Origin of the sequence: Mesorhizobium sp. M7A.F.Ca.US.006.01.1.1, assembly GCF_003997935.1 — a bacterium.
Taxonomy (GTDB): Bacteria; Pseudomonadota; Alphaproteobacteria; order Rhizobiales; family Rhizobiaceae; genus Mesorhizobium.
Window position 1 is genome coordinate 2630 of the sequence record NZ_RZQL01000183.1, and the last position, 11868, is coordinate 14497.

Below are 11868 nucleotides of genomic sequence, written 5' to 3' on the forward strand. Positions count from 1 at the left end.
ATGGTGCCGCGCGCATGCCGTTTCTCATACTGGACGATCTCCGACACTTCCCAGGTGTGGAAACCTTCGCCATTGCCCGAAGTCAGGCGCTTTATTCCGTTTGCCGGATTGACCTCAACCATCTCGGCATCCTTGGCCCAAGCAAACATTGCGCTAATGGCTTTTGTAATATTGTTGGCTGCCCCCGGAGCGTCTGACCGGGTATCACGGAGCTCCTTGACGTGAGCCCGCTTCATGGCCGCGAATGGTAATGAACCCTTCGTCGAGAAGTCCGGATTGACTGGCCCGCTCAGCGGGTGAGGCAGCTTGCAAACGCCTTCGAGTATTGTTCGTCGTCGAAGCATCGTGCCTTCGCCGACCTCTGCGCCACCGCGCCGGAAATACTCCTGGCAAAGCCACATCAGACTGCCGCGAGGGGCCATTGGCCTCACTACAGGCCTGACCACATTCTGAGCCGAAGCATAAGGAACGCCATCTCGCGCGCAGCGCACTTCTTCGTGGAACTCGGCTGAACCTGGCTTTTCTCGCAGACGGATCTTTTTTCTACCCGGTGCGCGGAAGTACAGCCGGATATTGCCGTGCCGATCCCTGTCTTCGACAACGCCTTTCAGATTGAATTTCACCATGGTGCTCGCCACTCCATCATCTGCGATCCCAAGGATTATCGCTGGAGGACACGCCGTCAAGTTTGCTGTTGCGGTGTGGTAGCCGCCGGAATGCCTCTGCCAGTTCCTCCACGTCCCAGACATAGCGCTCTTTGCTGGGCATCCGCGGTTGTGGCATACGGCCATCCGCGACCATCTGGTCGAACGTCGTTGGACTGACGCCGATAGCTACCGCTGCCTGTTCTCGATTAATGCCGAACAGCAGGAGCCCGCCAAGTGCGCGTTTCATTGCTTTTCTCGCTGCACATCGCCTCGCGGGCTGAGTTCCGCGACGGTGGAGCATTCACCTAAGAAGCAATCACGCTACCCTTTCCTTGCAATGCCTGGGATGGATCTGTCCGGCCAATGCGGCAAACGGCGGTAGCGGCGTGAAAATAGGATAGCAGACCGCGGCTGCGGCGGTCCGAGTCGGGAGAACGCCACATCGCACCACCCACTATAGAAGAGACGTTCTTCTGCTATCGGATGCACGCGGCTTAGCAAACTTTCCAATTTGGGGGCAGAGGCTAGCTGATGCCCTCCGAAGGCAGGTCACAGGTTCGAATCCTGTCGGGCGCGCCAATTTTCCATTATATTTCAATAATTTATGCAAGGATATGCCACTCGATCTTACGGTGTGACCAATTCGACGTAAGCACTGGCGGTAGTTTCTCCCACCGACCGAACTGTGTCGACTGATGCAATTTCGTTCTCACTGACCGTGTTGAGCGCCATTTCTGCTGAAGCGATCGTCTCAGAAAGTGGGCGGGCAGATGAGCGTTGCTCATTTGGGCAGCGCTCACAAGGATGGTCGCCAGTCAAAGATCCCAACCCCTAGTCGGTCAGAATTTGTGCATAGGGGATTGACGCAGGCCAACCCGAGTGCTTTTATTCTCGATATTCAATAATAAGTCCCGTAAATCGAGAAAATGGGATAGATACTTTCAGCCATGGTTCAGCCTCCGATGCATGTCGGCATGACCGGCATATCCAAAACCTATGACGGCCATAGCTTCGTCGTGCGCGACCTGAACCTTGACATCGCGAAGGGCGAATTTCTGACGCTGCTTGGTCCTTCAGGCTCGGGTAAGACGACGACGCTCATGATGCTCGCTGGCTTCGAATATCCGTCAGCGGGTGAAATCACGCTCGACGGGCGGCCGATTCAGGACAAGCCGCCGGAAAAGCGGAACATCGGCATGGTGTTCCAGAACTATGCCCTCTTTCCGCATATGACGGTCGCCGAGAATGTTGGTTATTCGTTGCGGGTGCGCGGCTCCTCCAGGGAGCAGATCGCCACTCGCGTCGACGAAGCGCTGGCGATGGTCCAACTTTCGAACCTTGCGCAGCGTAGGCCCGCGGCCCTGTCGGGTGGCCAGCAACAAAGGGTCGCGCTTGCTCGGGCGCTTGTCTTCGAACCCAGCCTGGTGCTGATGGATGAGCCGCTCGGCGCGTTGGACAAGAAGCTGCGCGAGGACTTGCAGCTCGAAATCCGTCGGATCGCCGATCGGCTTGACCTTACAGTCGTCTATGTGACGCACGATCAGCACGAAGCGCTGACGATGTCCGACAGGATCGCCATTTTCAACGATGGCCGCATCCAGCAGATAGGTTCGGCTCAAGATATCTACGGCCATCCCGCGAGCCGCTTCGTGGCGGAGTTCGTTGGCGACAACAACTGCCTTGATGCGAAAGTCGTTTCGATCGAAGGCGACCTGGCGCGCGCAAGGCTCGCCGGCGGCCAGGAAATTTGGGCGCGCAGTAGCGTTCACACGAAGGTTGATCAACAAGCGACGATCGCCATCAGGCCGGAGAGCGTCCGCATCACTGGGCAGAACCGCGCCGGAACGCTTAGCGGGGAAATCAGCGACATCATCTACTGCGGCGACCAGTTCCGGATCCACGTCGAACTGCCGGGCGGGGAACGGTTGATTGCGAAGAGTTCATCATCGTTGGGAATCCAGATGGAGATGGGCAGCCCTGTCCTTCTCGACTGGGAGCCGCGCGATGCATGGGCGCTTGACGGCAGATAACACAACCGAAAATCCAGAGAGGACATCACATGCTACGCGCACGTTCATTCAAACAATCGTTCCTCGTCGGGCTTGTCCTGACTGCGGTCAGTTTTCCAGCCCTGGCAGACGTTCTGACCGTCGTTTCCTGGGGTGGGGCTTTGCAGGAAGCACAGACAAAGGCATTTCTCGATCCATTTGCGAAATCAAAGAACATAACCGTGACCCAGGACACCTGGAGCGGTGAACTGGCCAAGCTGCGTGCCATGGTCGATAGCGGCAATGTTGCCTGGGACGTCATCGACGTCGATCCGCAAACAGGGGCGACGGCCTGCGACCAGGGATTGCTTGAGAAGATTGGTGCTGACGCGGCCTTCAAGTCCGCGGGTCTCGTTGATGGCGCCCTCACCGATTGCGCGGTGGGAACGAGCGTCTACGCCACGATCCTGGCGTTTCAGAAACAGGCGTTCCCGCAGGCCCCTACCAGATTGACCGACATTTTCGACACCAAAACCTTCCCCGGCAAACGCGGCTTGCGCAAGAGTCCGGTGGACACGCTCGAACTTGCCCTGCTCGCCGACGGTGTCGCGGCGTCGGACGTCTATACGACGCTCGCAACGCCCGCCGGCGTTGACAGAGCCTTCAAGAAGCTAGACACGATCAAGAAGGACATCGTCTGGTGGGAGGCCGGCGCCCAACCGCCGCAGCTGCTCAAATCCGGCGAGGTGAAGATGGCGCTGGCCTGGAACGGCCGCATAGCGGACGCCAATGCCAAGGAAAATGCCGATCTTGGGATCGCCTGGACCAATCAGATCCGTGGCTTTGACATGTGGGTTATCCCATCCGGGTCGAAGAACCTTGCAGCCGCCAAGGAGTTCGTGGCCTTCAGCGTCAAGCCAGATGTCAACGCCACCTTGAGCACGTACATCGCATACGGTCCGACCGTAAAGGCCGCCAGCGCTCTGGTTGCCAAGGACGTGCTGCCGAACTTGCCGTCCGCCCCGCAAAACAGCGAGGGTGCCCTGGCGCAGGATGGTGCATTTTGGGCCAAAAACGGTGAGGCGCTGAACGCCCGCTTCTCCAGCTGGATTTCCCAGTAAGCCGAGTGATCGGAGTTCTCGCATGACACTGCCGTACGGTGACGTGGGCCTGATGATGACGCAGAATGATACCCCTGCGGCAAAGGCCGCGGCACCGTCGGAGCGTGTCGTTCGCCCGTCGGTCAGGAGCGACAACCACCGCAGGGCAGCTCGGGCTGCGCTTCCGGCGGCGCCGCTCCTGATTTTTCTGCTTCTGTTTCTGGTGATCCCCATAGGTTCGATCGTTCATACGGCGGTATCGGATGGGGAAATCGCCAGAGCCCTGCCGCTGACAACGCAGGCGCTTCAGGCCTGGGACGGAGATGATGTGCCGCTCAGTGCCGTCTACATGACCCTTGGTCAGGAGCTCGAGGCCGCGGGACATGCTGGATCAGTACGCCCCCTAGGCCGTCGGGTGGGTTACGAATTGTCGCGTGGGGCAAACATCATCCTGGGTGCCCAGCGGATCCTGTCGGAGGATTTCGACCGCGCCGACCCGCAGGCCTGGAAGGCCCAATTGATCAAGGCAGACCCGGCCTGGGGACAGAGCGGTGTGTGGAGCATCTTCAAGCACTATAACGGTCGCTACAGCGCGTTCTATTTGCGCTGGGCAACAGGCTTTCCTGTAAAGATCGAAGCCGATGGTCGCTTGTCTCAGGAAACGAGTTATGATTTTCGGTCGATCTATCTAAGGACGATCCTGATCAGTCTGGTTGTGACGGGGCTCACGATCTTGATCGGATACCCAGTCGCCTATGTCATAGCCAATGCCAGCGGGCGCACGGCCGCAGTCCTCCTGTTCTTCATTCTCCTGCCGTTCTGGACCTCGCTGCTCGTGCGAACAATGTCGTGGATAGTCTTCCTTCAGACCAACGGCGTTCTCAACGCCACGCTGGCCCGAACGGGACTGATATCCGAGCCGCTGCCCCTCCTTTACACGCGCATGGCGACCATTATCGCGATGATCCAGATCCAGTTGCCGTTCACGGTCTTGCCCATGATCAGCGTAATGCGGGCTATTCCGACGAACCAGGTAAAGGCCGCCCGCAGCCTAGGGGCAGGGCCACTTCTTGCACATGCGACTATTTTTCTGCCGCAGGCGGTTCCAGGCATTGCCGCCGGCGGACTTCTCACCTTCGTTCTGTGCCTCGGCTTCTATTTGACGCCCGCATTGGTGGGTGGACCGTCCGATCAGATGGTGAGCTTCTTCATTGCCAGGTTTACCAATGAGGATCTGAATTGGGGGCTTGCTTCGGCCCTTAGCGTCATACTCATCTTGGGGGCCGGCCTCGTTGCTCTGCCTCTTGCGCGGCATGTCGCGCGTCACTCGTCGGATCGGATATGAACATGGGCCGCCGCGTCTATTCCGAGTTTCCGACCTACATTCGGATACCGCTTTATGGATTTGTTGGGATCGCACTTCTCTTGCTGATGCTGCCGCTGGCGGTCGCTCTCCCAATCTCGCTCAATGCCGATCCCTGGTTTACCTACCCATTCCGTGCGTTGTCTCTTCGCTGGTTCGCGGAGCTTTTTTCCTCGCCTTTGTGGACCGGAGCAATGGTCAACAGTCTGGTGATTGCGATGTCGACCACCATCGTCGCCACGACTCTGGGCACCCTCGCGGCAATCGGGCTTGTCAATCCACGGTTTCCTTTGCGCACCGCCGTGATGGCGCTTGCGATTTCACCGATGATCGTTCCCGTCGTCGTGCTGGGCCTTGGGCTGTTCATTTTCTTTTCGCCGCTCGGCCTCAACTATTCCTACGCCGGCGTCGTTATTGCACACACCATTTTGGCATCTCCCTTCGTTGTCATCACCGTGACGGCGACGCTGACGCGCTTCGACTTCAACCTGATGCGGGCCGCGGCAGGTCTCGGCGCCGGCCGCGTGACGGCATTTCGAACGGTGATGCTTCCAATTATCGCGCCAGGCGTGGCGGCGGGAGCGGTCTTCGCTTTCGCCTCGTCATTCGACGAAGTGGTGATGGTCCTTTTTATTGCCGGACCTCAGCAGCGCACGCTGCCAAAGCAAATGTTCACGGGACTGCGTGAACAGCTCGATCCAACGATCCTCGCCGCCGCCACGGTGATGATCATACTGACGAGTTGCCTGATGGCTGCAGCCTACAACGCCAACAAAAATAGGTAACGTGATGCTGCATGTCATGTCGCAGGACCCCAGGACGGCTGGTGCGGCGCAAGCCGGATTGTTCGCCGACGATTATCTTGAAGAGCCCTATTGGTGGTCGGCGGCGCCGCTGCCCGCAGCCGACGAGAATACGGGGCCGATCAGCCTTGACGGCAGGGCTGATGTCGTCATCGTTGGCGGTGGCATCACGGGTCTGGTCGCCGCCTTGCATCTGGCCCGCTCGGGCTGTGATGTTGTTGTTTTCGATGCGCAGAGGATCGGCGAGGGTGCTGCACGCCGCAATGCCGGTTTCGTTGGCCGCACGCTCAAGCGGTCCGTCGAATGGCTGGCGGCAAAGTCTGGGCGCGACCACGCAGTGCGGGTCTATCGCGAGCTTGATGCGGCTTTGCGCGGTGTTGCGGCCTTCGTCGAGCGTGAGCGCATCGAGTGCCATTACCAGAGCTGCGGCCGGTTCATTGCCGCCAATTCGAAAGCCCATTTTCAAGCTTTGATTGGCGAACTCGAACAGACGCGGCAGGCCGTCGGGTTCGACTATTCGGTTGTCGAGAAGCAGGACGTCCGTACGGAGATCGCCTCCGACAGATACCATGGCGGGGCGGTTATTCCGGATCTCGGTTCGATTCACCCCGGCCTTTATCACGCTGGCCTTTTCTCCAAGGTGCTTGAGGCCGGCGTCAGGCTGCATCCTCTCACCAATGTCGTGGGCGTCGAGCACGGTGCGAGCGGGAAGATCGTTCGTACGTCGAGAGGAAACGTCGTTGCCCCTCATGTCATTGTCGCCACCAATGGTTATACGAGCCGCGATCTGAAATGGCTTGCAAGGCGGGTCATTCCTTTCCGAGGTTTTGTTGTCGCGACCGAGCTGTTGCCCCCGGAAACGATCGACAAGGTGATGCCGCGCCGCCGCACCTATCTCGACACCAGGATGAACATCGATTTTATTCGCCCGGCACCTGATTCAAGCCGCATTCTGTTTGGCGGCATGACTGGTACGGCGAGCCCGACGGCAACGCCGCTCGCAGGTACGCTCCGCGATCGCCTTGTGAGAATTCTGCCTGACCTTGAGGGTGTCCGCCTCAGTCGTGCCTGGACCGGGCACTGCGCGGGTACTTTCGATTTCATACCCCATATCGGCGTCAAGGACGGGGTGCACTTCGCCCTCGGCTACAACTTTGCAGGCATTCCCCTTGGAACACATTTCGGGGAGAAGCTTGCTGCCCGAATTCTTCAACGGGGAGATACATCTTCGGCCTTCGATGTCGAAAAATTTCCCACGGTGCCATTCTTTAACGGCTCGCCGTGGTTCGTGCCCTTGGCTATGCGCTATTTCGACTGGCATGATGATCGAATCGCAAGGGGCTAGAACGTATACATCATGGCAAAAACTCCGACGGGCAAACCGGCCACTGAAAAGCCTCTTGAGCGCTATGTCCGTATTCTTGAGATCGTCGCCGGCTTTCCCGGCGGTATTTCGGGAACCTCCGTCGGCGAGATGCTCGATCTGCCGAAAGCCTCGGCCTATCGGCTGATGAAGAGCTTGGCTGATGTTGAACTGATCGAGCAGAGCGGCCCAAGCGCGGCCAATTTCAAGCTTGGGCGACGGTTGGAAAGGCTGCTCTTTTCAGGTGCGAGCGACGACTGGTTCAAGGTCGTTGCGCGTCCGACGTTGCAAGAGCTTTCAGAAAAAACCGGCCAGGCCTGCTTCATCGCGCGACTGTCGGGCGACAGCGTGCGCAGCCTCGACATGGTCGCGCCCGGCGATCTGGTCAGGGCCTACATCGTCCCGGGTCATGAAATCCCAGCACACGCCGGCGCCTCGGCCAAGGCGATCCTAGCCTTTCAGGATCCGAACTTCATCGCTTCGGTGCTCGACAAGCCGCTCAAGCGGTTCACGGCGGCGACCAAAGTCGACTTCGACGATCTCGTGGAAGAGCTGCAACTCGTGCGCAAAACCGGCGTGGCCTATTGTATCGGAGAAGATGTGGACGGATTTGCCGCGATCGCCGCCCCGATCAGGATCGATGGGCAGCGTACGCAGCATAGCCTGTGCGTGACGGGCACGATCCAGGGGATTATCGACACCAACCGAGAAATTAATGTCGCAGTGGTCAAGCGCCTGGCGGAGAAATTATCCAAGGTCCTCGAGAAACAATTCCGGCATACGTTAAAAAGCACAGCCTGAATCCAGAAAATCCTTGTCGATGCGGCAGCGTTCGGTAGTAACCGAAGCGCTCTTTATGGCGCGTATTATTGTAAAAACTGCTTTTTCGCGCAACGTCTGAGAACATCTCCGCAAGAAATATCTGACGAATGTCATCGGGGGGGCTCCTGTTAAAAGAAATCTATATGGAACATCGCGATCTTGTGTTGACAGCTAACGGCCGACAGGTCTATTTTCTCGTTAATTGAAGCTATGTATCGATTATCGAGAAAGGCAATCCGATGAGTGCGATCGACTGGCGGCAGGCCGCGTCAAATCTCAATCTCCGCAAACAGGCATTCATCGGCGGAAAATTCGTCGACGCGGTATCGGGTGGGGTGTTCGACGCGATCAATCCCGCCAATGGAACAACGCTTGCCCAGATAGCGTCGTGCGACGCGGCGGATGTCGACCTGGCGGTTCGCTCCGCGCGCGGCGCCTTCGAGTCGGGATCCTGGTCGCGGCGCTCGCCGAGCGAACGCAAGAAAGTGCTGCAGTGCTTCGCGGAGCTGATGCATCAGCACGGTGATGAGCTCGCACTGCTTGAGACCTTGAACATGGGCAAGCCGATCTGGGACGCGCGCTCAATCGACGTCCCGGCATCGGCCAATACGATCGCCTGGTACGCCGAGGCGATTGACAAGATCTACGACGAGATTGCTCCGACCGGCAGCGGTGCACTGGGCATGATTACCCGCGAGCCCGTCGGCGTCGTGGCGGCGGTCGTTCCATGGAATTTTCCTTTGCTGATGGCATGCTGGAAACTCGGGCCAGCGCTGGCAGCAGGCAACTCGGTCATTCTCAAGCCTGCCGAGCAGTCACCGCTCTCCGCGATCAGGCTTGCCGAACTCGCGGCGGAAGCCGGTATTCCCGATGGCGTGTTCAACGTGGTCACCGGCCTTGGCGAGACCGCGGGCAAGGCGCTTGGCCTGCACATGGATGTCGACGCGGTGACGTTCACTGGTTCAACCGAGGTCGGCAAGCTCTTCATGAGCTATTCCGCCCAGTCGAACATGAAACGCGTCGCGCTCGAATGCGGTGGCAAAACTCCACATATCGTGATGGCCGATTGTGGCAACCTCGACGAAGCCGCGACAGCGGCGGCCTATGGCATCTTCTTCAACCAGGGTGAAGTCTGTAACGCCGGTTCGCGCCTGCTGGTCGACGCCAAGATCAAGGACGTGTTTCTCGAGAAGGTGATTGCTGTCGGGAAAACGCTGACTGTTGGCGATCCCCTTGATGCAGCCACGAAGCTAGGCGCCATGGTCAGCCAGGTTCAAATGGATCGTGTGCTCGACTACATCGATATCGGCTCCAAGGAAGGGGCCGAGCTCAAGTCCGGCGGCAAGCAAGTGCTCAGCGAGACCGGCGGCTACTACATCGAGCCGACCGTCTTCGACAATGTCAGCAACAAGATGCGGATTGCGCAGGAGGAGATCTTCGGCCCCGTCCTCGCCACCATCTCCTTTTCCGGGGCGGAGGAGGCGGTCGCGCTCGCCAACGACACCATCTATGGCCTGGCCGCCGCGGTGTGGACCGACAACATCGACGTCGCGCTCTCCACAGCTCGCCGGCTGAGAGCGGGCTCTGTCTGGGTCAACAACTTCGATGAGAGCAACATTACAATGCCCTTTGGCGGCTACAAGCAGTCCGGCTTCGGACGGGACAAATCGCTGCATGCGATCGACAAATACACCGAGCTCAAGGCAACCTGGATCAAGATCCGCGCCTAGCGATCGTCCTGGCTTCAGCCACTGACCAAGCACGCCGTTCCTCGTTCTTCAAGGCGAGGGCACAGAAAGAGCCATGCATGCGCGATCCACGCTTCGATATCCTGTTCGAGCCGGTGCGGATCGGACCTGTTGTCGCTCGCAACCGATTCTACCAGGCACCTCACTGCAACGGCATGGGCAATTTGCGACCGCAAGCCCATGCCGCGATGCGCGGCATCAAGGCCGAGGGCGGGTGGGCGGTGGTCAACACCGAGCATTGCTCGGTTCATCCCTCTGGCGACCTCATGCCGGAGGTTCTGCAGATGCTGTGGGATGACGGAGACATTCCACCGCTCGCATTGATGGTGGAAGCGGTCCACGAGCACGGCTCGCTCGCCGGCGTGCAACTCGCCTATCCCGCCTACTACAACGCCAATCGCATGACCCGCGACGTGCCGCTCGGCCCGATGGACCGACCCGTCAGCGGACACCATCCGGTCCAGGTTCGCGCCATGGACAAGTCCGACATCAAGGCACTGCTGGGCTGGTGGAAGGCGGCGGCGCAGCGTGCGCGTAAGGCTGGCTTCGACATCCTCAATGTCGACGGCAATTTTTCCACCATCGCCTTCCAATTCATTTCGCCCCGCAATCAGCGCACCGACGAATATGGCGGCTCGCTGAAAAACCGGGTTCGCCTTCTGAAGGAATTGATCGAGGCGACGCGAGAGGGTGGCGGCGATGCCTGCGCGGTTAGCGTACGTCTGATCATCGATGAACTGTTTGGCCCCGAAGGACTTCGGGCAGCGGACGAAGGGATAGAGGCCATCAGCTTGCTCGCCGAACTGCCCGATCTATGGGATCTCGTGGTGGGGACTTGGGCTGACGATTCGCCGACCTCCCGCTTCGCATCGGAGAACGACCACGAGCCGTTCATGACCGGGATCAAGGGCGTCACCACCAAGCCGGTCGTCGGTGTCGGGCGCTTCACCTCGCCGGACACAATGGCAAGTCTGATCCGTCGCGGCGTGCTTGACATGATTGGCGCCGCGCGCCCCTCGATCGCGGATCCCTTCCTGCCGAAGAAGATCGAGGAGGGGCGCTACGAAGATATCCGCGAGTGCATCGGTTGCAACATCTGCGTGTCGAGCCACTTTGCCATGACGAACCTGCGCTGCACGCAAAACCCGACCATGGGCGAGGAATGGCGTCGCGGCTGGCATCCCGAGCGAATTTCCACCAAATCAAGCGATTCGAGCGTGCTCGTGGTCGGCGGTGGGCCGGCGGGCCTCGAATGCGCCCGGGCGCTCGGTCAGCGCGGATACCAGGTAACCTTGGCCGAGCGGCAGAGCCGTCTCGGTGGCCGCGTGACCCTTGAGGGCGAGCTGCCGGGCCTGCGTGAATGGCTGAGGGTCCGCGACTGGCGCGTCACTCAGCTCGATAAACTCTCGAATGTCGGGGTCTATCTCGAAAGCGATCTCGGATTGGCCGACGTCCTCGAGTTTGACGCCGATGAGGTCGTGCTCGCAACAGGATCGCAATGGCGCGCCGATGGCGTCGGACGCGCGGCGTTCAAGCCGCTTACATTGTCGGCCAGCGTGCCCGTGTTCACACCGGACGACATCATGGGCGGCAGTATCCCTTCGGGCCGAATTGTCGTCTATGACGACGACCACTATTACATGGGCGCCGTGATCGCTGAAAAACTGGCGCTAATGGGCAAAAATGTGACGCTGGTCACACCAGCAGCCGACATCTCCTCCTTCACGATCAACACGCTTGAAAACATTCGAACAGCAAAGCGTCTATATGAGCGCGGCGTCGGAATGGTTACGCACATGGCGCTCACCGGCACGCATGAAGGCCAGGCCCTCTTCATCGATGCGCGAACAGGCGCAACGAACCACCGAGAGACCGACGCCGTTGTCCTCGTCACAGCGCGGCTGCCTCGCAACGAACTCTATGCTGCGCTGACCAGGCGGCTCGAGGAGGGACAGGCGGGCCGGCTGCGCCGCGTCTCGCGCATTGGGGATTGCGAAGCGCCGGCTGCCATTTATGCCGCCGTCTATTCAGGAC

The 11868-nt window shown here is 59.4% G+C and carries 9 protein-coding genes and 1 pseudogene; 8 read left to right on the forward strand and 2 right to left on the reverse strand.

All coding sequences use genetic code 11. The features are described 5' to 3' along the window. Together EN943_RS38490 and EN943_RS26480 are read right to left on the reverse strand one after the other, a co-directional pair. A pseudogene (locus EN943_RS38490) lies at nt 1-626 on the reverse strand (site-specific integrase); the annotation flags it as partial. A 16-nt stretch (nt 627-642) separates the two neighbouring features. Continuing rightward, entirely contained in the window at nt 643-894 is a 252-nt protein-coding gene (locus tag EN943_RS26480; RefSeq protein ID WP_127415242.1) for a hypothetical protein, read from the reverse strand. Nucleotides 895-1621: 727 nt separating this feature from the next. Here EN943_RS26480 and EN943_RS26485 point away from each other — a divergent pair. The 8 genes from EN943_RS26485 to EN943_RS26520 form a co-directional block, all read left to right on the forward strand. Next, complete coding sequence (locus EN943_RS26485) at nt 1622-2677, forward strand: ABC transporter ATP-binding protein (RefSeq protein ID WP_245475981.1); 1056 nt, start codon at nt 1622-1624, stop codon at nt 2675-2677. Between the two features lie 29 nt (nt 2678-2706). Further along, nucleotides 2707-3756, forward strand: coding sequence for an ABC transporter substrate-binding protein (locus EN943_RS26490; protein ID WP_127415244.1), 1050 nt, complete (start codon nt 2707-2709; stop codon nt 3754-3756). 22 nt (nt 3757-3778) lie between these two features. Beyond that, complete coding sequence (locus EN943_RS26495; RefSeq protein WP_127415245.1) at nt 3779-5080, forward strand: ABC transporter permease; 1302 nt, start codon at nt 3779-3781, stop codon at nt 5078-5080. Further along, nucleotides 5077-5883, forward strand: a complete 807-nt coding sequence (locus EN943_RS26500; protein ID WP_245475982.1) for an ABC transporter permease — start codon at nt 5077-5079, stop codon at nt 5881-5883. Before EN943_RS26495 ends, EN943_RS26500 begins: the two co-directional genes overlap by 4 nt. A 4-nt stretch (nt 5884-5887) precedes the next feature. Then, nucleotides 5888-7246: an FAD-binding oxidoreductase gene (locus EN943_RS26505; protein WP_127415246.1), complete on the forward strand. Its 1359-nt coding sequence runs from the start codon at nt 5888-5890 to the stop codon at nt 7244-7246. Between the two features lie 12 nt (nt 7247-7258). Beyond that, nucleotides 7259-8065, forward strand: a complete 807-nt coding sequence (locus EN943_RS26510) for an IclR family transcriptional regulator (RefSeq protein WP_127415247.1) — start codon at nt 7259-7261, stop codon at nt 8063-8065. A gap of 260 nt (nt 8066-8325) precedes the next feature. Further along, nucleotides 8326-9816: an aldehyde dehydrogenase gene (locus EN943_RS26515; RefSeq protein WP_127415248.1), complete on the forward strand. Its 1491-nt coding sequence runs from the start codon at nt 8326-8328 to the stop codon at nt 9814-9816. 77 nt (nt 9817-9893) lie between these two features. Beyond that, on the forward strand, nt 9894-11868 hold a 1975-nt coding region (locus EN943_RS26520), incomplete at its 3' end, for an FAD-dependent oxidoreductase (protein WP_127415249.1).